The sequence below is a fragment of the Neorhizobium tunisiense genome, assembly GCF_039631515.1.
Lineage (GTDB): Bacteria > Pseudomonadota > Alphaproteobacteria > Rhizobiales > Rhizobiaceae > Neorhizobium.
The window spans coordinates 1-24,611 of sequence record NZ_JBDIUU010000005.1; the positions used below are offsets into that span (position 1 = coordinate 1).

Genomic DNA, 24,611 nt, shown 5'->3' on the forward strand with positions numbered 1-24,611 from the left:
TGATGGCGACCGGCTGCACCACGCTGCCGACTGGCGCGCTCGAATGCTCCGCCTCCTGGATCAGCCCGACCTATACCACCATTGCCGTGACGGCCCTGGCGGTCCTGAAGACGGTCATCAACGTCTTCCGCGATGGCGTCTCGGGCCTGGCCAAGCCGCAGCCGCCGGTCGAAAAATGACCATCTCCACGTCGCTGACGATCCTCAAGCTCCTGCTCTCCCTCGCTGCGTTCTTTGCGCAGCGGGCGAAGCAGAAGGAAATCGAAACGGCGGTGCTCGCCCAATTGGAGAACCTCCATGGAAAGCGCGTGGATAAGGCGGTCGCTGCTCGTGACGCTGTTCTTGCTGGCAAGCTGCAGCCCGACCCTGACGACCCGAACCGGCGGGACTGACGCGACCGGGACGGAACAGTCGATCGCCGCGGATGTTTGCCGCGCGTGGAAGGCAGTGAGCTATTCCAGCCGGGACACTCCGGAAACGCAGCTTCAGGTGCGCGCGAACAATGCGGCGCACGACAGTTATTGCGGAAAGGCTAAATAATGCGCTTCCTCCACACCGAACCTCTGAAGGCCTTCCTCATCGCGGCCTTTGTCCTGATCACCATAGCCTCGTGGTTCTGGTGACCGACTAATGCGACCCGACGCCCTGTTGTGACCCAGAGCGTCGGATCTAACCACCACGATCGTCGAGGATCGCAATGGCTGACGACACGTTACATCAGCTATGCTTACTCAATCTTTAATTGCATAGCATGGGAAACAGGGTGAATGGCGGGAAATGATGATATGCAACTTCCGAAGAGATCACCCACCTGGCACACGTGGAACCTCAACACGATCCTGAACTTGCTGACGCTCGTCGGCATGTTGGCTGGTGGGGTCTATATCTGGGCCAACACGACACGAGATATAGAAGACCTCATGAAGTGGCGCCTGTCTCATGAGGAATATCACAAGGAGCGGCTTGCAGAGACCAGGGCGCGGGAAGCCAGCGTCAATGAACGCCTGAGAGCGGAAGAGGTGCGGGGCAATGATGTTGACCGCAAGATAGACAATCTCACCTATCGGGTCACGGTGGCCGAGCAGTCGGCAGTCAGTATCACGTCTTCGATCAAGGATCTGCAGACCGGCTTTAACAAGCAGGCGTCAGACATTCAGGTCGTGAAAGAGATCTTGCAGCGCATGGAGGCCGCGCAACAGGGGCGCCCGACGCGTTGACCACCCTGTCCCTTCATGAACATATTGATCCGCGCGATCCACAGCGGACCTAAGGCCTCCTCTGCCTTCACGGGCGGGGGAGGCTTTTTTGCGTTTATTCGGCATAATAGCCAGTCATCAGCTTGCCGTTCTTCCTGCCGCACGCCTCGCATCGAAGGCGCTTCCCCATTTCGCTGATGCCTTCCAGCCCGCGCACGGCCTTGTTCAGCGCCGCCCGATCCATCTCCCGCTGCACGCCGCATGCCAGGCATTCAGCTACAAGCTTCACGTGGCTGGGAACCGTGCTCAGGTAGCCGTAACCACCCGTGGGCATTCGCTCGATAAATCTTGGCATGCGGAATCGCTCTCGTGTTCGAGACCGGCCGCATCGGTCGTGTTGATGATATAGCGCCGCCCCGCGCCGTGTTCTGATTACGTTCTCGACCGTGGAGGAGTCAACCGGCCTGAGAGGGATATTACCAATGGGCACCGTCAGACTGTTTGCTCATCGTCTACTCCTTTAGAGCCGCGTCGATAGCGGCATTCCAGACTCTTTCGAAGACGCTATCCGTTAGATACTCTTCATGATCACAATCGTCACCGCCTACCCAGAAATCAACATTCGTCGCGGCTATAGACATCTCTGGCGTCGGAATTCGCATGGCCGCGATAGCCGCTCTGGCAAGCGCGTAATAGCTTTCGGAGACAACCCATTTATCGGGGTCAACCGCCGCTCGCGTCTCCGGGTCCAAATCCTCCAGCGCAATGGCCCGCGCGACTTCCTCGACCTTGCTCATCTCAGTCATTCCCCGGCCCTCGCTGCGTCGTGGCTCCAGAACAGATAGCCGGTTTTTCAATTCGGCATTTTCGCTCTCATATTCCTCATTCGACATTCGCAACTGGTGGATAATGCCGCGAAGGACAGACAGGTCATCTATTTCCCTGAAATTTTCGGCGCCCGCGAGCGCTTCGCCCATTTTCTCCTCACTCATTCTCTTCTCCTAGTGGTGGCCCTCCGAAGATATCCACAGGGGGCGATTTCGGTGGATAAATTTGCCGGATATCGTGGGACACACACCCTCTAACCGCTTGATTCCTAGTGCCGTTAGATGCCTTGTCGTGGGACACAAAATCCTATCATTTCCAGTGCATTCAGGCCAGATCGCGAGTCTTCTCGACCGCACCAAAATAAGAAACCCGCTTCGGCGGGTTTTTTGTTGCCCGGATCACGACGGACAGAACCGGCCGGTAAAAATTTAGCGGCCAAGCTCGCGTTCCTTTTAGATTTTTCCCTTAATCCCGTCGATCGGGACATCTGGGGAAAGACATGAACAATCTCATTTTTCCAAAGGCATTCGCCTGCCTTCTGGCAACTACGGTCGCCGTTTCCGCCGAGACGATTTCCATAGAGACTCATTCGCCGGAGCTTTCCGTGAAGGCGGCGGAGGGGATCGGTACGGCCAACGCCCATATCCTCGCCGAGATGACGCACAAGGACGCCAGCGACTATTGCTCGAACTGGTTTCTAGGGCGCGGCAAGGCGGTGATAAACGACTGCATCAAGACCAGCCTGGACGGTGACAATACCAAGGCGGAGATAGGCGCCGATTGCGATGCCGGCTCACTTACCGACCCTCGCGGGCGAAAATTTACCTTTGCCGGGGTCTGGGAGAAACATGACGATATTCGAGCGCCCGGACGGTTCCGTTTCAAGGACGAAACCGGCTCGATCGTCGAGCCCAACAATGCGGCGGGTGGGCTTACCCTGGCGCATCTCTGGACGACGCTTTGCCCGCAGGGCTTTCCGACGCTGGACACGGAATTCAATCCGTATGTCAAGAAGCGGGATTTCGCGCTCGCCTCTACCCAGGACACGAACCACCCGCTCAACAACAGCCTGAATATCGAGCCGTTCATCCACAACGACTCGTTCATGCATGTGAGCTACAAGTATGGGCTCATCACCTATCATGATCCGAAACCTTCTGTCACCGGTACGATCCCGCCCAACACGCTGCTGTTCCAAGGCAGGATCGAGCATATGGGCGAAGTGATCGGCGTCGCCTACACGTTCAAGAAGGGCTGCGAACCGGCACCCTATTTCGTGATCGGCTATTACCACGGCCCAACATCCACCTATTTTCTGCATGGCAAGGCGCCGTTGCGCAGCAAGACGAATTGCGACGTCATCGGCTATAGCGACAAAAGTCCAAATGCGACTTTGAAATTGCAGGCCTATCTGATGGACTGATCCAGGTGTATATGCTGCCAGCTAAGGACAAGGCCATGGTCGAACTGAAAGTAAAGACACGACCGATCGGCGCGACCGCCGTCCTCGGACGCCTCGGTCACCCGCAGGTGACAAGCGAGACGGGTGGTCAGGTTGAAGTGGTGACGGGCGCTTCCGAGCCGGGGTTCAATCCGCTCGACCTGATGTTTTCATCGCTTGCCGCCTGCCTCGTGCTCAGCGGCCGGATCGCCGCGAGCAAGCTCGGCATCCTCGACAGGCTGAGGGAGGTGAGGGTGCATGTGACCGGCGAAAAAGCCCATGAAGGACCGTCCCGGATCACCAAGTTCATCGTGGATTTCCGTGTCGAAGGGGACTTCGACGACAAACAGAAAAGTCAGATCGCCCATATGGCCGAGGACATCTGCACCGTCAGCAACACGCTGAAAAATTCACCGGATATCGTGCTGACGAGCGCCTAGCCGTCCGGCCTCAATCGTCGTCGGGGATGTGGCTATCGACGCCCTCGAGCCGAAGGTTGTTGACCAGTTCGCGGACGCCAGCGACCCGTTGGATCCGGCGGACGATCTTGCGCGAGGTCGCCGCATCATCGACGGCTCCTTCGAGCGTGACGGTTCCGTCCTCGACATGCACGTCGATCGACGCCATGTCGATCACGTCCAGATCCTCGATCGCGTCGGTGATCCGTTCTTCGAGGTCGTCGGCCTCCTCGATGCCTTTCGTGCCGGGGCGGATGGTGTCGACCAGCCGCTCTTCCGAGCCGTCGCTTTCGACGTTATCCACCTGATAGCCGCGATTGCGGTTGGTGTCGAAATTGGCCTTGGGATCGCCATAGGCGGCGTTGTCGACAGGGCGAGCCCCGCCGGCGTCGTCATAAGGCCAGCCTTCGTCGATATTTCGGTCGTCATAATCGCGGAAATCTTCCTCGCGGGAAATATCGTCAGCTTTTTTCTTGCCCGGCACCGCAGTCTCCTATCATTCCCACATGGACCCGGCGCACCCCCTCCTGAAAGGCCGATGCGCCGGGTATTTCGGTTCAGTGGTTCGTGGATGCGCCATTCCTTCGACCCGTCAGGGTCAGGTGGCTTTCGACATCATGTACGCCATCCACTGTTTCCGCGCTCAGCACCGCCTTGCGGGCCGAGAACACGGTATCGACAGAACCTTCGAGGACAACCTTGGTTCCCTCGGCATGCGGTTCGATCGTCGATGAATCGACGTCCGGCAAGGCGGCCAGACGTTCTGATACTTTTTTCTCGAGTTCGGCTGCGGTCTTGTCTGCTGTCGCATTCATGGTCGTAGCTCCCCGCTGAGTTGCGACCTGATAACGGGCGAATGCTGATTTTGTTCGGTTGTGTTTCTTATTTTCCCTTGTCCCATTTGCGCAGCAGCCGGTCGCGCTTCAGGCGAGACAACCGTTTCAGCCAGAATATCCCGTCGAGCTGGTCGATCTCATGCTGCATGCAGATGGAATAGAAGCCCTCGGCGTCCTCCTCGTGGACTGCCCCGTCGAGATCCTGATAGCGGAACCGGATCCTTCTCGGGCGCTCGACCTCGTCGTTTGCACCGGGCATCGAGACGCTGCCTTCCATATGCCGCATGAGCTCGTCCGAGGCGCTGAGGACTTCCGGATTGACGTAGAAGCGCGGACCGGTCTCCTTCGACAGTTCCAGCACCACGAGCCGGGTGAAGACGCCGACATGCGCGGCGGTGATGCCGACGCCGGGTGCCGCCCGCATCGTATCGAGAAGGTCATGGGCGAGGGAGGTCAGCGTCGCATCGAAGACCGTGACCGGTTCGCAACGTTTGGACAGGCCCGGATCGGGATATTTCAGGATGGTTCGGATGGCCATTTTTCGAACTCCTCTTACTGACTTGCGGGTTTTTCCGCATCGTTTCGCCCTGCGCTCTGGACCCGGAACGGCAATTGTTCTAGCAGGAAAACCGGTGGCATGAGCAATAGCGCCGGACGCAGCTATCCAGTTGTTGACAATATGTTTTTTGCCGCCATTCTCCTTTTGTCAAAGACCAGCAGCGAGGGCGGCAGATGAGCGATATCGGCGAGGACCACCGCCTGCGCACAAAAACCGACGATGCCGGTGACGACATCTATTCCGAGGACGGTGCGATCCGTGCCGACTTCCTGGCGATGGTGGGCGCGGCGATCGCCGATCGCGACACGCTTTTCCTGCGCAGCCATGTGGCGCGATTGCACGAATCGGAACTCGGTGACCTGCTCGAAGCAATCCTGCCCGACCAGCGCCATGCGCTTGTGCGGCTGCTCGGCGACGATTTCGATCTGACCGCACTCACCGAAGTCGACGAAAATATCCGCATGGAGATCGTCGACCAGATGCCGAACGCGCAGATCGCGGCGGCGATCGGCGAACTCGATTCGGACGACGCGGTCTACATTCTCGAAGACCTCGACCACGAGGACCGGGAAGAGATCCTGGCGCAGCTGCCGTTTACCGAACGGGTGAGGCTGCGGCGCGCGCTCGACTATCCGGAACAATCGGCCGGCCGCCGCATGCAGACGGAATTCGTCGCCGTGCCGCCGTTCTGGACCGTCGGCCAGACGATCGACTACATGCGCGACGAGGAGGACCTGCCGGAGAGTTTTACCCAGATCTTCGTCATCGACCCGACCTTCAAGCTGCTCGGCGTGCTCGACCTCGATCGCATCCTGCGCGCCAAGCGGCAGGTGAAGATCGAGACGATCATGCGGGAAACAAACTATCCGATCCCGGCCGACATGGACCAGGAAGAGGCAGCCCAGCTCTTCGAGCAATACGACCTTATCTCGGCAGCCGTCGTTGACGAGAACGGCCGGCTGGTCGGCGTGCTCACCATCGACGACGTGGTCGACGTCATCCAGGAAGAGGCGGAAGAGGACATCATGCGCCTCTCGGGCGTCGGCGACGAAGAACTGTCCGACTCGGTCCGGGAGACCTCGAGGTCGCGGGTGCCGTGGCTGCTGGTCAATCTGTTCACCGCCTTCATTTCGGCGTCTGTAATCTCGCTCTTCGAGGCGACGATCGAGCAGGTGGTGGCGCTTGCGATCCTGATGCCGATCGTTGCCGGCATGGGCGGCAATGCCGGCTCGCAGACGATGACGGTGACGGTACGGGCGCTTGCGACCCGTAATCTCGACATTCACAACGCCTGGCGCGTCGCACGACGTGAGGCGGGCGTCGGCCTGATCAACGGCGTGGTGATCGGCTGTCTCGTCGGCATGGTGGCGGGCCTCTGGTTCCACGACGTCCATATCGGCGGGCTGATCGCCACAGCCATGCTGATCAACATGTTTGCGGCCGCCATGGCCGGCATCATGATCCCGCTGCTTCTCGACCGGGCCGGGGCGGATCCAGCGGTGTCGTCCGCCGTGTTCGTGACCGCGATTACCGACACGACCGGTTTCTTCTCGTTCCTCGGGCTCGCGACCTGGTGGTTCATGCTCCGCTGAGCGCCAAAATTGACTGTTACGTAAAAGTCAATTAGTTTGGGTGACGAGTAGCAGGACATGATCGTGAACAAGTATTACAGCATTACGGAGCTGACGCGTGAATTCGGGGTGTCGACCCGCACGCTGCGCTTCTACGAAGACGAGGGCCTTATCCACCCCGAGCGCCGGGGCCGCACGCGGCTTTTCCGGGCAACGGATCGCCGGCTGATCCAGGAAATCCTGCGCGGCCGCCGGATTGGCTTCACGATCGCCGAAATCCGCGAGATCATCCAGGTCTACAAGGAGCCTCCGGGCGAGCTCGGGCAGCTCAAGCTCTTGATGACGCGCCTCGACGAAAAGCGCAACGACCTGCGCCAGAAGCGCAAGGATATCGACGACACGCTGACGGAACTCGACAATGTCGAGGAGGCCTGCCTGACCCGGCTCGCCGAAATCGGCGTCGGCACCTGATCTTCGAAAACCCCGGCTATTGCGCCTCGATCGAGCACTGTTCGGCGAGCGACTGCACCCGGCCGTCCTGAGGAGCGATGGTGCCGGATTGCAGCGGCGTCATCAGAGACTGCGCGATGAGCTTGTCGGCGGTGCAGCCGCAGAATTTCTGGCAGAGGCCGGCGTCGTTGCCTTGGCCCGTGCAGCCGGCCTCGCAGCTTCTGACATAGCCGATCCGCGGGTCCGGCAGCGGAGCTGGATGCAGCAGCGAAAAGAGGTAGACGAGTGCGATCAGCACCGGCTGGTGGACGAGGTAGATGATAAGACTGTGTCTTCCGGCCTGCGAGAGAAGGTTCTGCCGCGTCTGCACCGCTGCGAGCCTGGGAAGCCAGTTTTTCGACAGCGCGAGCCGCCCGACTGCCACCCCTGCCAGAAGCGCCGCGATCCAGGGAAACAGCGGCACGTAATCGTTCGAACGCGGCGGGATTTCTGCAAAACCGAGCCAGCTCAGGTAACGGGCGTTGAATAAAGCCCAGTCCAACGCGCCGGGCAAAAGACTGTAGTCGACGATCATCGCGGCAGCGATGAGGACGACGAGGGCACCGGTCAGCAACGGGGCCAAGCGCAGGAAGGCGAGGCCGATCAGGCTCGACAGCGCGATATTGTGCAGGATGCCGAAATAGATCCATTCGCCCGGAAAGGCGATCAGCGTCGCGATGCTGATCGCGACCGCGGCGCCTGCGACCATCGCAAAACGCTTCCAGAAGGGTTCCCAGCGGATCTTTGGAAAATGCGCGAGGACGAGGCTGACACCGGCCAGGAAGAGGAACGAGCTGGCGATCGCTCGGGCATAGACCTTGAAGATGCCCTGGGTCGCCGTACCGGGATCGACATAGCCGAAAAACTCGAGATCCCAGGTGAAGTGGTAGGTCGCCATGGCAATGAGGGCCACACCGCGCAGCGTATCGATCAGCGTGATGCGGGGTCTGCGCTGGGCGGGATTTTCGGTTTCGGCAACGGTCACAGCTTGTCTTTCCGGATCAAATCTCAGGACGTCCCACGATCCATGATCGCCAGCCGCGCCTCGGAAAAATACTGGCGGCGGGTAAGCACGACAATCACGACGACGGTCATCGCGATGAACATATAGGGCCCGATGAACCAACCGAGATAGCCGATCGACAAAAACAGCGCCCGCAGGCCCGAATTGAAATGGCCGGCCGCGATCGTGTTCATCCGCACCACCTGATCGGCCGCCCGCTCGGCCGCCGCCCGGTCGGTGTTGGTGTCGTGCATCATGGGCAGGGCACCGAAGAGGATGGTGCAGTAGTTGAACAGCCGGTAGGACCAGCCGAACTTGAAGAACGAATACCCGAACAGGAAAGTGAGGCCGGCGACCTTGAGTTCAAAAGCGGTGCGGCCGCCGTAAGCGACGAAGGGCAGGTCGCGGAAGACCGCTTCCACCTGCTCGGTGGCGCCAAGCAGCGCGAAACAGCCGCCGATCGCGAAAATCGACGTCGAGGCGAAGAACGCGGTACCGTTCTGCAGGCCCGCCAAAATCTGAGTGTCGATCATCTTCAGGTCGCGGCGGAGCGAATTGTAGATCCAGTCCTTTCGCCGTTCGGCCATCGCCCGGTTGAGGCTGGCACGCGGAAAGAGCCGCGAGCCGGCGCCGGCGGTCACCCAGGAATAGAGGGACCAAAGGGCGGCAAAGAGGGCAAGCGCAATATAATCGGCGTTCGTCATAGGCTTCACCGGTCAGGAATCGATCTCGATCCATCTCGTCATGCTTTGTTTCGGTTTCGGCGGCAAGCGCTCCCGCGCCGGGAAGGGAACTATTCGGGCCGGGCAGGCGTTGCAAACGCGACCAGCCGGGACATCCGCCATGTTTCCGCCATTTTTGCATTGCGGAGGCCGCAGGATTTTAATAAACCATTAGGCATGACGACCCGGAGCGGACGTTAATCGATGCGGCAAGAACCTGGAGACGACATGGAAGATACCGTTCAGAAGTCCTGCTGGGGCGTGACCTTCAAGGCGCTCCTAGGATTTGCAGGGGTTTTGGCTCTCGCGTATCTGTTCGGCGCTATCTGACTATTTCAGTAAAATTCCGGAATTTCGGTCCCCGGCGTGGTATTCGTATCGCGCCGTTTCTATTTTAGGACCATGTCGCGGCCGGTTCACCGGATGTCGGGCAACCGCCAAGGCGGGCCGCTGGTCTGGCATAGGCTGGGCCACCCTCGTATTACCGCACGGATTCTCATGTTCCTGTCCGTTTTCGACGTTTTCAAGATTGGTATCGGCCCTTCGAGCTCCCACACGATGGGACCGATGTCGGCCGCCAACCGCTTCCTGGAGCTCATTCTCTCCAACGACTGGCCAAGGCCGACCGGCGCGCATGTCGCAGCGCTGAAGGTGAGCCTGCACGGATCCCTCGCATTTACCGGGATTGGACACGGAACGGGCAGGGCAGTGATACTCGGCCTGGTCGGCGAGGAGCCGCACAGGGTCGATCCGGACAGGATGGACGGGATCATCGGCGAAGTGGAGCGCAGCGGCCGCGTCATGCCGCCCGGCCATCCGGCTTACGAATTCCAGCCGAAGACCGACCTGATCTTCGACAAGAAGCAGCCGTTGCCGGGCCATGCCAACGGCATGAGTTTCTCCGCCTTCGACCGCGACGGCCGGCTGCTCCTGAAGCGTATCTACTATTCGATCGGCGGCGGTTTCGTGGTGACCGATACCGAGCTGGAGGCCATGCGTACCTCCAAGAAATCGGCAGGTGATGCGCGCATTCCCTATCCGTTCGCCTCCGCCAGGCAGATGCTCGACATGGCACGCGGTTCGGGCCTGACGATCGCCCAGATGAAGCGCGCCAATGAAGAAACCAGGATGAGCGCCGCCGAACTCGATGCCGGTCTCGACCGGATCTGGGAGGCGATGTCGAGCTGTATCGACCGTGGCCTCAAGGTCGACGGCATCATGCCGGGCGGGCTGAAGGTCAAGCGCCGGGCGAAGGCGATCCACGACAAGCTGAACGAGGAATGGCGCAGCAACCGGTTGAACCCGTTGCTCGCCAACGACTGGCTCTCCGTCTATGCGATGGCCGTCAACGAGGAGAATGCCGCCGGCGGGCGGGTGGTCACGGCGCCGACCAATGGTGCTGCGGGCGTCATTCCGGCGACGGTGCGCTACTACCTGCATTTCCACGACGACGCGACCCAGGCCGATATCCATAACTTCCTGCTGACCGCAGCCGCAATCGGCGGCATCATCAAGCACAATGCCTCGATCTCGGGCGCCGAAGTCGGCTGTCAGGGCGAGGTGGGCTCGGCCGCCGCCATGGCAGCGGCGGGGCTTGCGGCCGTCATGGGCGGCTCCCCGGAGCAGATCGAGAACGCCGCCGAGATCGCGCTGGAACACCATCTCGGCATGACCTGCGACCCGATCGCCGGCCTCGTGCAGGTGCCTTGCATCGAGCGCAACGCGCTCGGGGCCGTCAAGGCGGTCACGGCGGCCTCGCTGGCCATCAAGGGCGACGGGACGCATTTCGTACCGCTCGACGCCTGTATCGAGACGATGCGCCAGACCGGCAACGACATGAGCGAGAAATACAAGGAGACGTCCACGGGCGGCCTTGCGGTCAACGTCGTCGAGTGCTGAACCGTCCCCCTGTGGAGTGAACCGAGCAAACGCTTGACGTCACGCCCGGATGGGTCTTCAACGAAACCATGGCTCTACATCTCATCAAACTCTGCGTCGGCGCCGATTCGATCCAGGATCTCCAGGACTGGGTCGCCGAGCGGTCGCTCAATGCGATGGCTGCCGGCCTCGAGCCGCACAGCATCCATACGACCCGCATGGTGCCGAAGCGCATGGACGAACTGCTCGATGAGGGATCGCTCTACTGGGTGATCAAGGGGCAGGTAATGGCGCGGCAGAAGCTGCTCGATATCCGCACGGTTACGGGCGGCGACGGTATCCAACGCTGCCAGCTGGTGCTCGGCCCCGAGGTCATCGAGACCGCGCCGCAGCCGAAGCGGCCTTTCCAGGGATGGCGGTATCTGAAAAACGAGGAAGCGCCGCGCGACCTCGGCAAACTGGGCGAGGACGTGGCGGCGCTTCCGGAAGATCTGCGGCGGGAACTCGCCGAGCTTGGGCTTCTGTAACTGCCAATCTTCCGATCAGCGAAGCTTGATACGGACGGGCGCACGGCCGGCGCGAATGCCGATATGAAGATGGACATTGGCTTCCGGCTGGGAATGACGCCAGGCGCGGGCAGCGTGGCTGAGCAGCATGGAGACCAGGTCACGGGTCTTTTCCTTGGAGCGGTTCAAGCCGAGACCGGCAAGCCGCATGGCCGCCTCGTGAAGCGGGTTGAGGGCGACGCCCTTCGCTCTGGAATTCTGCGCCGGCTTGAAGGCCAGTTCTGCGCTGTTTTCATTCATTGCCATCGGAAACCCCGTCTACTCGTTACTCTCGAGATCCCTCCGCGCCGAAAAGCCGGCGCGGGTATTTCCTTGATCGCCGGCGGCGACGCTCACTGGAGCGACGCCCAGCAGCTGATGCCCTTCTTCTTCAGCAGGTTGCAGGCATCGATCGCCGTCTTCTGGTCATCGAAGCCGCCGAAGCGGGCACGGTAGATCTGTTCGCCATTGTTGCTGAAGGCGACAGTGAAGGGTTTGGCGGAACGCAATACCTTGCCGCCTTTATCCTGCGCATTTTGCAGGAGATCCTGAGCTTGTTTCTGGTTCGGCGACGCGCCGATCTGAATGACCCAGCCGTTCGCCGACATCGACGCTTCGGCGGAAGGCTTTGCGGATGTCGTAGAGACAGAAGCCTTGGTAGAAGCGGTCGTCACGTCATCGACGGCCGAGCGGCTCGTCCGGTGCGCCACGGCCACCTCGGTCTTGGCTGGCATGTATTCCGGAGCCGGAGTCGGGACGGCGGAGACGCCGGCCATTGCCGAGTTCATCGCCTGGGTGATGACCTTCTTCTGTTCCGGTTCCGCGGCATAGGCCGATGCGGCAGCGGGAGCCATCGCTGCAGCCTGCTGCTCGGCATAACGGGCGCCCGGCAGCGGACCGCTCGGAGGCAGGTCGAGGGCCGCCATCTGGCGTGCGTCGGACTGGGACGCGGCAATCGGCGAAGCGGACCTCACCGGCGCAGAGGGAGCGGGTGCAGCCGGGGCCACCTGGGCGATCAGGTTGTTGTTGCCGCCGCGAGATGCCTCCGGAAGATATTCCGCGACCAGCTTGCGCATCGTTGCGTCACGGGAGGCACTCGAACGACCACCGAGCACGACGGCGACGATCGAACGGCCGTCGAGCTGGGCCGAAGTTGCGAGATTGCTGCCGGCGGCACGGGTGTAGCCGGTCTTGATGCCGTCGACGCCCTTGACGTTGCCAACTAGACGATTGTGATTGCCGATTGTCTGCTTGCCGAAATTGAAGCTGCGGATGGCGAAGTAGCCGTAATATTGCGGGAAGTGCTGGCGCAGCGCCATGCCGAGACGGGCCTGATCGCGTGCCGTCGTCATCTGCGCGGTATTCGGCAGGCCGTTGGCATTGCGATAGGTAGTGCGGGTCATGCCGAGCGCACGCGCCTTGCCGGTCATCAAGGATGCAAAGCGTTCTTCGGAGCCGCCGATGAATTCACCGAGAGCGGTGGCAATGTCGTTGGCGGAGCGGGTGACGAGTGCACGGATGGCCTGATCGACCGAGACCGAGCCGCCGGCGCGGACGCCGAGCTTGGAGGGCGGCTCGGACGCGGCGTGAGCGGAGACCGGGACCTGCGTATCGAGGCTGATGCGACCGGCTTCGAGCGCCTCGAAGGTCAGATAGAGCGTCATCATCTTGGTGAGCGACGCGGGATAACGCAGACCATCCGGATCCTCGGAATAGAGAACCTTACCGGTCTTTGCATCGACGACGATGCCGGCAAATTTCGGATCGGCAGCCGCGGGCGTCGAAAACATCGAAATCGCCACAGCCAATGTGAAGAGAAAACCGAGGAAACGTCCCGGAACCGTCGCATCACCCTTCGAAGGGAATGCAGAGAACATTTTTTTCGACACTGCCGCACTCATCGCTTGCATCACATTAGTCACATCCGGACGCGCCCCCGCCACGACCGTTGCCCGTCAATCTAGGGGATTAGCGTTACCAAGAGGTTTATGATGAACAGCAGCTTGCTTAGATATACTGCATTTTAGACATCAACTTGGGGCTTGGACCCCGACCCGTCCGTGGCCGCTTATCTCGCCAGCCGGTTTTCGACAAAGAGGCGAACTGCGGCATCAATATGTTGCCAATCCTTCAAAAGCGCGCTGGAGAAGCGATAAAGTATCGTCAGGTCCTGGCCGATGTGGATATCTCGCTGGCAGTCGCCGCTGGTGGGCCTGTCGCCGGCGGCGGGCAGGACGCAACGCACGACATAGTCCGGCGCACCGGAGCGCTGCCCCGTCAGTACGACTTCGCTGCCATAACCCGACTCGGCGCGCAGCCGGTGGAGCGTCAAACCGAACGCCGCCTGTTGCGGCTCGCCGTCGAACAGTTTCGAGTATATCGGCTCCAGCCGCCCGGACATGTCGCGCGACATCGTGCTCTGTGACAATTGCAGGAAAATCAACGAGGAAGACTGGCCGACATCATCGAAGCGCGATCGCAGGCCGGCACTGTAACCTTCGAGTTCCGGCCATGTGAGGTAGAGGTCGACGCGCTCAGTGATACCGGGCCGGCGCTGGTCGCGGAAGCGAATCGTGTTGGCCGGAAGCTTGAGCTTGTCCTGGCCGATCCGGATCAGGAATTCTTCGGTACTGTCGGTATGACCGGCAAGCGCGATACGCTGGCCGAACCAATGACCACTGATGCTGATCGCCGCCGTCAACAGGGCAAGGACGGCGATGATGACAGTCAGTCGATAGACGAAGCGATTGGACAGGAGCGGTGCTTCTTCTGCAGCCGAGAGGTTCCGGGCCGGCCCTGCCATGACGTGCGCTCCGTGTTCTCATTCGAGAGGGAATTCGCCAGCGCCGGAATGGAACAGGAATACGGGAAGAGGCCAGGCGATTTTGCCGCAGTCTGGAGCGTTATGGTTAATGCTTCGTAAAGCAAATCCAATCCGGGACAGTTCGGGCGATCGCCTGCAGATGTGCGGTCGTGCCCATTGACCGCGGCTCGGGTCGCCGCGGTCCCCCGCCGATAGGAGAGGTGGGATTACTGGCCGACGGAGCCCACGGCGGTGGCGCGCCCGTCCTGCAGCTTCACCCAGCGGGCAGGGTCGTCGTTCGCTTGGCGCTTCAGGAAGGTGTATTCGGTATCGGACCAGACCATGACCTTGTTGCGCATGTTGTCGAGCACGAAGTCGCCGCGATCCGTGCGGACCGTCAGGACCGCGTGACCCTCGCCATTCGGCTGCAGGACGACGGTAATCAGCAGGTCGGACGGCGAAAAGCCCTTCGCAATCAGCATCTTCCGCTTCAGAAGCACGAAGTCTTCGCAATCGCCGACGGTGCGGGGATAGGCCCAGCGTTCTTCGACACCGTAGATCTCCTGGTCGGTCATCGGCGTGATCGAGGAATTGACCGTGTAGTTGACGTCCAGAAGCGTGCGCCACTTGTCCTCGGTCAGCGCCAGCGGGCCGGCGTCCTTATAGGTCGCGGCGCATTCGCTGACATAGGTCTTGCAGAATTCATAATGGCCGAGCGGCGGATTGGCCTGGCCGAGAACACGCACACCGCCGGCCGGCATGCCGAATGAATTTCCGGCGGTAAAGATTGCGATGACGGTGGTGATGGCGGCGAGGCCCAGTCCCTTGCTGTACTTCATTTTTATGTCTCCCCGTTGTGGGAAGAACACTGCCAGACAGGGTTTGATCGATTGGAAAATATCGCAGTAAAATCAATATCTTATTTGAACTCAATTCGTCTAAAACATGGCTCAAATGCATCTCGAACTTTCATAAAATTCGAGGCAAATTTGCCGCTGTTTTTCATAAAACATGTTCTATCGGCGACCGCCTGCATTGCGGCTTTCCCGCTATCCAGCTGTAATTCCAGCACTTCTTGCGAACGGCTTGAGCAGCCGCCGGAGCGCCGGGAAAGCGGAGAGGGCGGCGGTTGGTTGTGTTCAAGCAGGAGAGGAAAGGGCAGAGTCAGGGTGCACCACGGTCGAATCGGGCTCGCCGAGGTCGATTCCCGACCTCAAAAAAAGTGCCGAAAGGAGACATTTTTTTGAAAGAAAGCCCGTTTCGGCACAACCCGCCGGCGTTTCCGGCCTGTCCAGCAACGAAACAGGGCAGCTGGCGGAGGCTGAAAAACAAAAAAGCGCCCCGAACGGGACGCTTGGCAGATCGCGGAGATAAGAAAGCTATTAGAGGAATTCGGTCAGCGTTTCGCGCGACTGGACCGAATTGAACTCGATCGCCACACCTTCCATGAAGTGGCGCACGACGCGGCCGCGCATGTTGCCGAGCCGGAGCGGGGTGCCGAGCGCCGGGCGGATATCGATATCGATCGCGGCGCCCGACAGCGAAAGGTCCACGATGCGACAGGCATAACGCCGGCCGTCGTCGAGCGTGATCTCCGTGCGGGTATTGCGCGGCGCCAAGCGATCATGGCGGCGATCTTCCGGCAGGCCCAGTTCATGCTTATTGGCGATCCAGGTCAGCTGGGCGGCCAATTTCTCGCGCTTGCGGTCCGTCGCGTTGATCGACATCACGAAGCCGGCGCTCGACAGGCTGACGACCATGCCTTCCAGCCGGCCGATATGATCGAGATAGGCGATCACCCGTTCGCCGACGAGGGGACGGCCGACGCAGGCGAAGCTGACGTCGCCCGGCGACATGTCCACGACGTTGCAGGGGAATTCCTCATGCGTCGCCAGCATCAGCCGTCCTGGAATATTGACGGACACGCGCTGAAAGGAACGCTGTGCGGAAACGTTGGGTGTCGATGGAGTATGAGCGGGCTGAAATGAATACATTTGAGAGAGCTTTTCTCTTCTAAGTCTATCGTTAAGAGTATTATCGCGCCGCGGTTAACAGAAGGTTTTGCAAGACAGCGCCGCTGCCACCCGCCGCGATGGGCATTCACTCTCATGACGAAGGGCGGCCAGGCAGATGCCGACCTGGCGTGTTGTGGAAAATGCCGCGATCACCTGTGATCGGCACACCGAAATGCGAACCGCTGCCGGTGAGGAACGTCCAGTTCTCGAGCGTCAGGAAGGCGGCCGGCGTTGCCGTTACGGGATAGGGAGAGAGCCGGGGCAGGAGGGCGCCGAAAATGCGATCGCTCGCCGTCGTCTCCACCGACCGGATTGGCAAAAGCAGCATCTCATAGGCATGGCGGATGTGGCCATTCGAGGCGAGAACGTCCAGAAGCGCCGGCTGTTGCGAATGAATGACGTTATGGGCGATTTCCACCGGCTGCCGGTGGTCAGTCTCCGGCCAGAGATTCGCAAAAGCCTGGCCTCGGAATTCACGGTCGAACAGTTCGCAGATGCGGGTACCGGCCAGGCGGAATGCCAGCGTGCCGGCAGGGTCCATGGCGGCCATGAAAAGATGGGGAAGAAGATGACGCAGGGCGGCCGGATCGATCTCGGTCTTGAGGGGAACTGCCCCGTCGTGCTTGAGATTGATCCAGTAGTCGAAGATCGCCCGGCTGGCCTGGTTGCGCATTCATCTTACCTGTTACATTTCGAGACAGATCGCGCTTCATGCGCGGCTGGTTCTTCTAGAGCAGCGAAAACCATGCCACGGGAACGGGAGCATGGTTAACGATCCATGACCTACCAATCCGCTGGCGTTACTGTGATCCTGGTGCGCTTTCCTTTGAACGGCCGCTCCTATATGGCTGTCGACCATTCGGCAGGGGAACGAGAAGACAGAAGGGGCTGGCATGAACGACGGGCCGGATATGGCAAACGAACAGCCCGAGGCGGATGAGGGCGCCGAGCGCTCGCAGCCGATTTTCAATCTTCCGCGCAGCCTTGTCGTGACGCTGGCCTTGCTTGCGGTCATCTATATCGTGCAGGACTACGTGCTGGACGAGGACATGCGGGCCTATATGATCGTGAATTTGGCGTTCACGCCGCTGCGCTATGTCTATCCGCTCGGCGACCAGGGTTTTGCATGGGCGTGGACGCCGGTCACCTACTCGCTTCTGCACGGCGGCATCGAACACATCCTCTTCAACGCGCTTTGGTTGATGGCCTTCGGGGCGCCGGTCGTGCGGCGGATAGGTACCCTGCGCTACGTGATCTTCTGGATCCTTTCGGCGGTGGCTGCCGCCTTCTTCCATGCCGCGCTTAACTGGGGCAACGAGACGCTGCTGATCGGTGCCTCGGGGGTCGTCTCGGCGCTGATGGGCGCCGCCTGCCGTTTCGCCTTCCCGGAACGTCGGGGTTATGACAGAACCCATGGTCATCTCTATCCGCGCCAGTCAATCCTCGGCTCCTTCCGCAACCGCACCGTGGTGATCTTCACCGCCATGTGGTTCGCCGGCAACCTGCTGATCGCTTTCGGAGTGACGCTGTTCGGCGCGGACATGGGGCCGATCGCCTGGGACGCGCATATCGGCGGCTTCCTCTTCGGCTTCCTGCTCTTTGGCCTTTTCGATCCTTTGCCGCGCCGCGTCGTGCCGCTCCCGCGTCCTTGATCTCTTTCTTGATCTCTTTCCCGCCTCGCTCTACACTTCAGCAGACGTGCAGGGACGGTTTCCTCCACCCGGGCGCTTTGCTTTTCGGGAATGGACGATGTCCAAGCCGAACTGGTTGCGAGGAGAGAACCATGGCAATAGTCGTCAAGAACATGCTGGATGCAAAGGGGCGTGACGTGGTGACCGTCGGTCCCGACAAGACACTGCTCGAAGTCGCCGGGATCCTCAACGACAAGAAGATCGGTGCCGTGGTGGTGACCGGCATGGAAGGCCGTATCGCCGGCATCTTTACCGAACGCGACCTGGTGCGCGCCGTCGCCGGCAAGGGTGCCGCCGTGCTCGATCAACCGGTCAAGTCGGCGATGACCACTTCGGTGCAGCGCTGCAGGGACGAAACGACCGTCGATGAACTGATGGGTATGATGAGCTCGGGCCGTTTCCGCCACGTGCCCGTCGAACAGGACGGCAAGCTCGCCGGCATCATCTCGATCGGTGACGTGGTGAAGTCTCGCATCCGCGAAATCGAGATCGAGGCCGAACAGATCAAGGCCTATATCGCCGGCTGACTTTGGCCAGCCTCGCCGGAAGGCGAGGCTTTTTAATAGCTGGCGAGGCCCGCCGCCCGCTCAGCGAGCGAAAACTTCCTGCATGCGCTTCAGCGCCGAGATCTGCGCCATCGTCTCCGCATAGCCGCGGTCGATCGCTTCGCCGGCGCGGTGGAATTCGGACAGTCCGATATCGGCAAGCCGCGGATGCAGCGCCAGGTCCGGCGGATCGCCCGCCAGACGCGCCCGGGAAATGCGTTCCTGGATGATGTTGAAAGCCTGCACCATGGTGCCGGTCAGACCGACGCGGACGTCCTCGGGTTTCTTGCGACCGTCGTCCATCGGCTGGACGCTGGCATTGTGCTTGACGACAGCCGACCGGCCGAAAATCTCGTAGTTCAGGTTGACGGCGACCACGAGCGGCTGCTCGTAGGCGCGGCACACGGAGGTTGGCACCGGATTGACGAGGGCGCCATCGACCAGTGTCCGGTTGTTGCATTTCACCGGTTCGAAAATGCCCGGCAGGGCGTAGGAAGCGCGAAGCCCGGTGATCAGCGAGCCGCTCGATATCCACACTTCGTGGCCGGTGTGAAGTTCGGTCGCAACCGATACGAAGGGCCGATCGAGATCCTCGATCGACAGGCCTTCGAGATGTTCCTGCATCCGCTTGGTCAGCCGCATACCGCCCAGAAGACCGCCGCCGCCGATCGTCAGATCGAGCAGGCCGGCGATGCGGCGCATGGTAAGCGAGCGGGCGAAGGTTTCGAGTTCGTCGAGCTTGCCTGCGAGATAACAGCCGCCGACCAAGGCGCCGATCGAGGTGCCGGCAATCATGCCGACTTCGATGCCGGCCTCGTCGAGCGCCCGCAATACACCGATATGCGCCCAGCCGCGCGCGGCGCCGCCGCCAAGGGCGAGAGAGAGCTTTGCTTTTTTGGGGGCTTCGATGATGGGAGGAGGTGTGGGTTCGAGAACTTGCGCTTCGCCGCCTTCGGCGGGTGCCGCGAGCGGATCGTGACGGTTCCAACTCCAGTTCAGCATCGATCAACACCCTCCACAGCTGAACAAACCCCGGTCTGTCGATTAGCGCACCAACAGATTTCGAAATCGTTTATTCAGTCGAGACATGCCGAAAAACGAGGCAAATCCCTAAATGGTTCCTTGATCCGAATAGACGACACCTGGGTCAAAATGACGCGTATCGTCGGTGATTTCAAGAACCGCCCTGCCATCACTTTGGGTAACAACCCGATAGAAACAGGAGCGGCGGCCGGTATGGCATGTAGCGTCATGCCCGGCGACCGAGACCTTGAGCCAGACGGCGTCCTGATCGCAGTCGGTGCGCAGTTCATGAACGGTCTGGAGATTGCCGGAGGATTCGCCCTTTTTCCAGATTTTGGCACGCGAACGGCTGTAGTAGTGGGCGATGCCGGTCTTAACCGTCAGCGCCAGCGCCTCGGCGTCCATATGCGCGACCATCAGCAGTTCGCCGTCGCGCACGTCGGTGACGACGGCGGTGACGAGACCGTTCTGATCGAATCGGGGCGTGAAGGCGCCAGCGCCTTCGAGTTCCGTCTTGTCGGCGGAAGGTCGGTCGAAAGAAAGCGGCATCAGGAAACTCCGCCCGGGCAACCGCGTATCAGCGGTTGCGGGCCAGCGTGAAGAAACGGGCCTGCTCGGCGGCGTTCGCCTTGAACTCGCCGGTAAACGTCGTCGTCATCGTATGCGAGCCCTGCTTCAGCACGCCGCGCATCTCCATGCACAGGTGCTCGGCCTCGATCATGACGGCGACGCCGCGCGGCTTCAGCGTTTCCTCGATCGCATTGGCGATCTGCGCCGTCAGGTTTTCCTGGGTCTGCAGGCGACGGCCGAAGATTTCGACGACGCGGGCAATCTTCGAAAGGCCGAGGACGCGGCCGTTCGGCAGATAGGCGACATGCGCCTTGCCGATGATCGGCAGCATGTGGTGTTCGCAATGGGAGAAGAACGGGATGTCGCGCACCAGCACGATATCGTCATAACCCGAGACTTCCTCGAAAGTGCGGCCGAGCACGTCCTCCGGCGACTGTTCGTAACCGGCAAACAGTTCGCGGTAGGAGGCGGCGACGCGCTTCGGGGTGTCGAGCAGGCCTTCGCGGGCCGGATCGTCACCGGCCCAGCGCAGCAGCACGCGCACCGCTTCTTCGGCTTCGTGCTGCGACGGGCGGACCTGCTTCTCTTTCGAAGCCGGGAAATTCTTCACTATGGCATCCATCTATCGTCTCCTGATGCGGTTCAAGGCCGCATCCGACTGGCGTTACTCACGGACTGACCAGCCGCTGGGCACCTGCGGCTGATTTTTGGGCAATCCGGGTTTATCTGACCTTCGGCGAACATTTTTACAAGATATCCTATTCCGTTTTCGGTAGGATTTCGTGAAAACAACCTTTCTTGATGATCTCGCCCTGACATCACATATAATGGCAGGAAGCCTTTTATGGTAGCCCGCCGTACGTGACACAGTGTTCAACGAGCGACGGCGGTTTCAAAAGCGAGCCTTGATGGACGACATCTACAACAGCAAGATCCTCGAATTCGCCGCCAACATCACCCATGCGGGCGTGTTGCCCGATGCGGATGCCAGTTCCGAAAAACATTCGAAACTGTGCGGCTCGAAGGTACGCGTGCATCTGAAGATGGACGGCGACCGGGTTACGGATTTCGCCCATGAGGTGCGCGCCTGCGCCCTCGGCCAGGCCTCGTCCTCGATCATGGCGCGGCATGTGATCGGCGCAACGACCGCCGAGATCCGCAGGGCACGTCAGGACATGCTCGCCATGCTGAAGGAGGGCGGCGAGGGGCCGGACGGCCGGTTCGAGGAGATGCGCTACCTGAAGCCGGTCAAGGACTACAAGGCCCGGCATGCCTCCACCATGCTGACCTTCGAGGCGGTCGTCGATGCGATCGACCAGATCGAGGCGAAGGAACGGTCCGAAGCGGCCACCGTCTGATCCGATGTGCGGCGCCCCCGACTGCCAGCATCCCAAATCCGAACCGAAGGCGGGCCGCTCCCGTAACTGGTCCGGACCGTTCGCCAGGACGCCCGGCCGGCTCTTCGGCATGGGGCTGATCCGCCTCTACCAGCTGACGCTTTCCGGCTTCATCGGCAATTCCTGCCGGCATATCCCGACCTGTTCGGAATATGGATATGAGGCGGTGGCCCGCCATGGGTTGTGGCCAGGCGGGTGGATGACACTGTTCCGGGTGGCGCGCTGCGGGCCGGGCGGCACGGGCGGGCTAGATCCGGTGCCGGAAGCGCTCGAAGTGCGGCAGCGCTGGTGGACACCGTGGAGATACTGGCGCCGTCACGCCCCACCCGTATCGCATCCGAGATGATGCTAAGATGATCTATGTCGCGCTGCTGCACAGCATCGTCCTCGCACCCGGCAGGCGGGTCATCATGGCGGATCTGCGTGCCATGGCGGAGGAGCTCGGTTACCGGAATTGCCGAACCCTGGTTTCGACCGGCAATCTCGTATTCGAAACCGACCGGTTACCGATCGGTGACATCGAGCGGATTTTGGAGACCGCGTTCGAGAAGCGGTTCGGCAAACATATCGATATCATCGCAAGGACCGGTACCGATTGGCTGAAGCTCGCGGCCGGCAATCCCTTTCCATCGGGGGAGGGTTCCGAGGTCGGCGTGCGGGTGATGCGCAAGCCGCTCGACGAAAGCGTCCTTGACCTGCTCGCACGCCACCGTGGCGACGAGAAGATCGCTATCGTCGGCGGCGATCTCTGGGTCGATTTCGGCGGCAAGGCGAGCGAGACGCGGCTGCTGTCGGCGATGACCACGAAGAAGCTCGGCATCGGTACGATCCGCAACGCCAACACGGTCGCCGGGCTTGCCGAAATGATCGGCTGAGCGGCCGCTCGCCTTTACTAGAACGCCAAAAACATTTAACAGCCACGCCGGCTGCGCCCCAAGGGCGAACCGCCATTTATTCCAACACCACCCGCATTCGTTGGCGGGACTGGACAGGAGAAGACATGTCCCAATCCGTTTCCCTTACATTTCCCGATGGCTCCGTCCGCGTTTTCGACGCCGGCACGACCGGCCGTGACGTTGCCGAGAGCATTTCCAAGTCGCTCGCCAAGAAGGCGGTTGCCGTTACCATCGATGGCACCGTGCAGGACCTTGCCGAGCCGGTGACCGACGGAAAGATCGAGATCGTCACCCGCACCGATGCCCGCGCGCTGGAACTCATCCGCCACGACGCCGCCCATGTGATGGCGGAGGCCGTGCAGGAGCTTTGGCCCGGCACGCAAGTCACCATCGGCCCGGTGATCGAGAACGGATTCTATTACGATTTCGCCCGCAACGCGCCTTTCACGCCTGACGATCTGCCGAAGATCGAGGCGAAGATGAAGGAAATCATCGGCCGCAACAAACCGTTCACGAAGCAGGTCTGGTCTCGCGAGAAGGCCCGCGAAGTTTTCGCTGCCAAGGGTGAAGGTTACAAGGTCGAGCTGATCGATGCGATCCCGGAGGATCAGGATCTCAAGATCTATTATCAAGGCGACTGGTTCGACCTCTGCCGCGGCCCGCATATGGCCTCGACCGGCCAGATCGGTACGGCCTTCAAGCTGATGAAGGTTGCCGGCGCCTATTGGCGCGGCGACTCGAACAACGCCATGCTGACCCGCATCTACGGCACCGCCTGGGCGACGCAGGAAGAACTCGACCAGTACCTGCATGTGCTGGCCGAAGCCGAAAAGCGCGACCACCGCAAGCTCGGCCGGGAAATGGACCTCTTCCATTTCCAGGAAGAAGGTCCGGGCGTCGTGTTCTGGCACGGCAAGGGCTGGCGCATGTTCCAGACCCTGACTGCCTATATGCGCCGCCGGCTCGCCGGCACCTATGAAGAGGTCAACGCGCCGCAGGTCCTCGATGCCTCGCTGTGGGAGACTTCGGGCCACTGGGGCTGGTACCAGGAGAACATGTTCGCGGTGAAGTCTGCCTATGCCTTCACGCATCCGGAAGACAAGGAAGCAGACAACCGCGTCTTTGCGCTGAAGCCCATGAACTGCCCGGGTCACGTGCAGATCTTCAAGCATGGCTTGAAGTCTTATCGCGAACTGCCTATCCGCCTTGCGGAATTCGGTCTCGTGCATCGCTATGAAGCATCCGGCGCGCTGCACGGGCTGATGCGCGTCCGCGGTTTCACCCAGGACGACGCGCATGTCTTCTGCACCGACGAGCAGATGGCCGCCGAATGCCTGCGGATCAACGACCTGATCCTGTCGGTCTACGAGGATTTCGGCTTCAAGGAAGTCGTGGTCAAGCTGTCGACCCGGCCGGACAAGCGCGTCGGCACCGACGCGCTCTGGGATCGTGCCGAATCCGTCATGCTCGATGTTCTGAAGACGATCGAGGCGCAGTCGGAAGGCCGCATCAAAACCGGCATCCTGCCGGGCGAGGGCGCGTTCTACGGTCCGAAGTTCGAATATACGCTGAAAGACGCGATCGGCCGCGAATGGCAGTGCGGCACGACGCAGGTGGACTTCAACCTGCCGGAACGGTTCGGCGCGTTCTACATCGACCAGAACTCCGAAAAGACCCAACCGGTGATGATCCATCGCGCCATCTGCGGTTCGATGGAGCGTTTCCTCGGCATCCTGATCGAGAACTTCGCCGGCCACATGCCGCTCTGGTTCGCGCCGATGCAGGTGGTGGTGGCGACGATCACCTCGGATGCCGACGATTACGGCCGTGAGGTGGCGGAAGCGCTTCGCGATGCGGGCATGGTCGTCGAGACCGATTTCCGCAACGAAAAGATCAACTACAAGGTCCGCGAGCACTCGGTCACCAAGGTGCCGGTCATCATCGTCTGCGGCAAGAAGGAAGCCGAGGAGCGTTCGGTCAACATCCGCCGTCTCGGCTCGCAGGCCCAGACCTCGATGACGCTGGACGAGGCGATCGCCTCGCTCAGCCTCGAGGCAACCCCGCCGGACGTGCTGCGTCGCCTCGAAGCCAGGAAGGCGGCAAAGGCAGCGGCCTGACCCAAGTCATGACGGCGCCTGTGAACCCG

Annotated in this window: 30 protein-coding genes; 14 read left to right on the top strand and 16 right to left on the bottom strand. The window is 60.9% G+C overall.

The features are described 5' to 3' along the window. Positions 1–175: 175 nt before the first annotated feature. Together ABCW43_RS18150 and ABCW43_RS18155 are read left to right on the top strand one after the other, a co-directional pair. On the top strand, positions 176–391 hold the full coding sequence (locus tag ABCW43_RS18150; protein ID WP_345921558.1) for a hypothetical protein: 216 nt from the start codon (positions 176–178) through the stop codon (positions 389–391). 375 nt (positions 392–766) lie between these two features. Further along, a complete protein-coding gene (locus ABCW43_RS18155) occupies positions 767–1,216 on the top strand; it encodes a hypothetical protein (RefSeq protein ID WP_345926964.1) in 450 nt (149 codons plus the stop codon). A 94-nt stretch (positions 1,217–1,310) separates the two neighbouring features. On the opposite strand, the gene ABCW43_RS18160 is transcribed toward ABCW43_RS18155, so the two are convergent. After that, complete coding sequence (locus ABCW43_RS18160) at positions 1,311–1,550, bottom strand: hypothetical protein (RefSeq protein WP_345926966.1); 240 nt, start codon at positions 1,548–1,550, stop codon at positions 1,311–1,313. Positions 1,551–1,707: 157 nt separating this feature from the next. Continuing rightward, complete coding sequence (locus ABCW43_RS18165; protein WP_345926968.1) at positions 1,708–2,187, bottom strand: hypothetical protein; 480 nt, start codon at positions 2,185–2,187, stop codon at positions 1,708–1,710. Between the two features lie 335 nt (positions 2,188–2,522). Here ABCW43_RS18165 and ABCW43_RS18170 point away from each other — a divergent pair, with 335 nt between their 5' ends. Both ABCW43_RS18170 and ABCW43_RS18175 read left to right on the top strand, forming a co-directional pair. Beyond that, complete coding sequence (locus ABCW43_RS18170; RefSeq protein ID WP_345926970.1) at positions 2,523–3,446, top strand: hypothetical protein; 924 nt, start codon at positions 2,523–2,525, stop codon at positions 3,444–3,446. 35 nt (positions 3,447–3,481) lie between these two features. Next, positions 3,482–3,904 carry an OsmC family protein gene (locus tag ABCW43_RS18175; RefSeq protein WP_345926972.1) on the top strand — a complete coding sequence of 141 codons (423 nt, stop codon included), beginning with the start codon at positions 3,482–3,484 and terminating at the stop codon, positions 3,902–3,904. A 10-nt stretch (positions 3,905–3,914) separates the two neighbouring features. Here the strand turns inward: ABCW43_RS18175 and ABCW43_RS18180 are convergent, their stop codons facing one another. From ABCW43_RS18180 to ABCW43_RS18190, 3 genes are all read right to left on the bottom strand, one after another. After that, entirely contained in the window at positions 3,915–4,406 is a 492-nt protein-coding gene (locus ABCW43_RS18180; RefSeq protein WP_345926973.1) for a BON domain-containing protein, read from the bottom strand. Between the two features lie 73 nt (positions 4,407–4,479). Further along, positions 4,480–4,737, bottom strand: coding sequence for a BON domain-containing protein (locus ABCW43_RS18185; RefSeq protein ID WP_345926975.1), 258 nt, complete (start codon positions 4,735–4,737; stop codon positions 4,480–4,482). Between the two features lie 67 nt (positions 4,738–4,804). Then, complete coding sequence (locus ABCW43_RS18190; protein ID WP_345926977.1) at positions 4,805–5,296, bottom strand: peptide deformylase; 492 nt, start codon at positions 5,294–5,296, stop codon at positions 4,805–4,807. A 194-nt stretch (positions 5,297–5,490) separates the two neighbouring features. Between ABCW43_RS18190 and mgtE the strand changes: the two genes are divergently transcribed. Both mgtE and ABCW43_RS18200 read left to right on the top strand, forming a co-directional pair. Then, positions 5,491–6,909, top strand: a complete 1,419-nt coding sequence (mgtE, locus tag ABCW43_RS18195) for a magnesium transporter (protein WP_345926979.1) — start codon at positions 5,491–5,493, stop codon at positions 6,907–6,909. Between the two features lie 57 nt (positions 6,910–6,966). Beyond that, positions 6,967–7,359, top strand: a complete 393-nt coding sequence (locus ABCW43_RS18200) for a MerR family transcriptional regulator (RefSeq protein WP_007770768.1) — start codon at positions 6,967–6,969, stop codon at positions 7,357–7,359. A gap of 16 nt (positions 7,360–7,375) precedes the next feature. Here ABCW43_RS18200 and ABCW43_RS18205 read toward each other — a convergent pair whose 3' ends face one another. Both ABCW43_RS18205 and ABCW43_RS18210 read right to left on the bottom strand, forming a co-directional pair. Continuing rightward, a complete protein-coding gene (locus ABCW43_RS18205) occupies positions 7,376–8,362 on the bottom strand; it encodes an acetyltransferase domain-containing protein (protein WP_345926981.1) in 987 nt (328 codons plus the stop codon). Positions 8,363–8,385: 23 nt separating this feature from the next. Next, complete coding sequence (locus tag ABCW43_RS18210; protein WP_345926983.1) at positions 8,386–9,084, bottom strand: DUF599 domain-containing protein; 699 nt, start codon at positions 9,082–9,084, stop codon at positions 8,386–8,388. 516 nt (positions 9,085–9,600) lie between these two features. Between ABCW43_RS18210 and ABCW43_RS18215 the strand changes: the two genes are divergently transcribed. Both ABCW43_RS18215 and ABCW43_RS18220 read left to right on the top strand, forming a co-directional pair. Next, positions 9,601–11,001, top strand: a complete 1,401-nt coding sequence (locus ABCW43_RS18215; protein WP_345926984.1) for an L-serine ammonia-lyase — start codon at positions 9,601–9,603, stop codon at positions 10,999–11,001. A gap of 68 nt (positions 11,002–11,069) precedes the next feature. After that, positions 11,070–11,507 (top strand): DUF1489 family protein, encoded by a 438-nt coding sequence (locus ABCW43_RS18220; protein ID WP_345926986.1) that lies wholly within the window; start codon positions 11,070–11,072, stop codon positions 11,505–11,507. A gap of 15 nt (positions 11,508–11,522) precedes the next feature. Here the strand turns inward: ABCW43_RS18220 and ABCW43_RS18225 are convergent, their stop codons facing one another. The 6 genes from ABCW43_RS18225 to ABCW43_RS18250 all read right to left on the bottom strand — a co-directional run bounded on the left by ABCW43_RS18225 (position 11,523) and on the right by ABCW43_RS18250 (position 17,016). Next, positions 11,523–11,792 carry a hypothetical protein gene (locus ABCW43_RS18225; RefSeq protein ID WP_345926988.1) on the bottom strand — a complete coding sequence of 90 codons (270 nt, stop codon included), beginning with the start codon at positions 11,790–11,792 and terminating at the stop codon, positions 11,523–11,525. 86 nt (positions 11,793–11,878) lie between these two features. Beyond that, a complete protein-coding gene (locus ABCW43_RS18230) occupies positions 11,879–13,315 on the bottom strand; it encodes an SPOR domain-containing protein (protein ID WP_345926990.1) in 1,437 nt (478 codons plus the stop codon). A 278-nt stretch (positions 13,316–13,593) separates the two neighbouring features. Next, the gene (locus ABCW43_RS18235) at positions 13,594–14,328 is read right to left on the bottom strand and encodes a hypothetical protein (protein ID WP_345926992.1); all 735 of its coding nucleotides are present in this window, start codon (positions 14,326–14,328) and stop codon (positions 13,594–13,596) included. Positions 14,329–14,555: 227 nt separating this feature from the next. Continuing rightward, complete coding sequence (locus ABCW43_RS18240) at positions 14,556–15,167, bottom strand: transglutaminase-like cysteine peptidase (protein WP_345926994.1); 612 nt, start codon at positions 15,165–15,167, stop codon at positions 14,556–14,558. A gap of 543 nt (positions 15,168–15,710) precedes the next feature. After that, positions 15,711–16,322, bottom strand: a complete 612-nt coding sequence (locus ABCW43_RS18245) for a PilZ domain-containing protein (RefSeq protein WP_345926996.1) — start codon at positions 16,320–16,322, stop codon at positions 15,711–15,713. A 112-nt stretch (positions 16,323–16,434) separates the two neighbouring features. Beyond that, the gene (locus tag ABCW43_RS18250; RefSeq protein WP_345926998.1) at positions 16,435–17,016 is read right to left on the bottom strand and encodes a PAS domain-containing protein; all 582 of its coding nucleotides are present in this window, start codon (positions 17,014–17,016) and stop codon (positions 16,435–16,437) included. Between the two features lie 220 nt (positions 17,017–17,236). Between ABCW43_RS18250 and ABCW43_RS18255 the strand changes: the two genes are divergently transcribed. Together ABCW43_RS18255 and ABCW43_RS18260 are read left to right on the top strand one after the other, a co-directional pair. Further along, positions 17,237–17,995, top strand: a complete 759-nt coding sequence (locus ABCW43_RS18255; protein WP_345927000.1) for a rhomboid family intramembrane serine protease — start codon at positions 17,237–17,239, stop codon at positions 17,993–17,995. Positions 17,996–18,126: 131 nt separating this feature from the next. After that, positions 18,127–18,561 carry a CBS domain-containing protein gene (locus ABCW43_RS18260; RefSeq protein WP_345927001.1) on the top strand — a complete coding sequence of 145 codons (435 nt, stop codon included), beginning with the start codon at positions 18,127–18,129 and terminating at the stop codon, positions 18,559–18,561. 60 nt (positions 18,562–18,621) lie between these two features. On the opposite strand, the gene ABCW43_RS18265 is transcribed toward ABCW43_RS18260, so the two are convergent. From ABCW43_RS18265 to folE, 3 genes are all read right to left on the bottom strand, one after another. Further along, complete coding sequence (locus ABCW43_RS18265; RefSeq protein WP_345927004.1) at positions 18,622–19,581, bottom strand: patatin-like phospholipase family protein; 960 nt, start codon at positions 19,579–19,581, stop codon at positions 18,622–18,624. Between the two features lie 108 nt (positions 19,582–19,689). Beyond that, positions 19,690–20,151, bottom strand: a complete 462-nt coding sequence (hisI, locus tag ABCW43_RS18270; RefSeq protein WP_345927005.1) for a phosphoribosyl-AMP cyclohydrolase — start codon at positions 20,149–20,151, stop codon at positions 19,690–19,692. Positions 20,152–20,179: 28 nt separating this feature from the next. Beyond that, positions 20,180–20,794 (bottom strand): GTP cyclohydrolase I FolE, encoded by a 615-nt coding sequence (gene folE, locus ABCW43_RS18275; protein ID WP_345927007.1) that lies wholly within the window; start codon positions 20,792–20,794, stop codon positions 20,180–20,182. 286 nt (positions 20,795–21,080) lie between these two features. Between folE and ABCW43_RS18280 the strand changes: the two genes are divergently transcribed. The 4 genes from ABCW43_RS18280 (at position 21,081) to thrS (ending at position 24,582) form a co-directional block, all read left to right on the top strand. Continuing rightward, positions 21,081–21,530, top strand: a complete 450-nt coding sequence (locus tag ABCW43_RS18280; RefSeq protein ID WP_345927009.1) for an iron-sulfur cluster assembly scaffold protein — start codon at positions 21,081–21,083, stop codon at positions 21,528–21,530. Between the two features lie 4 nt (positions 21,531–21,534). Continuing rightward, positions 21,535–21,915 (top strand): membrane protein insertion efficiency factor YidD, encoded by a 381-nt coding sequence (yidD, locus tag ABCW43_RS18285; protein WP_345927012.1) that lies wholly within the window; start codon positions 21,535–21,537, stop codon positions 21,913–21,915. Positions 21,916–21,922: 7 nt separating this feature from the next. Then, positions 21,923–22,444 carry a DUF1697 domain-containing protein gene (locus ABCW43_RS18290; protein WP_345927013.1) on the top strand — a complete coding sequence of 174 codons (522 nt, stop codon included), beginning with the start codon at positions 21,923–21,925 and terminating at the stop codon, positions 22,442–22,444. Positions 22,445–22,569: 125 nt separating this feature from the next. Beyond that, a complete protein-coding gene (gene thrS, locus ABCW43_RS18295; protein WP_345927015.1) occupies positions 22,570–24,582 on the top strand; it encodes a threonine--tRNA ligase in 2,013 nt (670 codons plus the stop codon). The last annotated feature ends 29 nt before the right edge of the window (positions 24,583–24,611 follow it).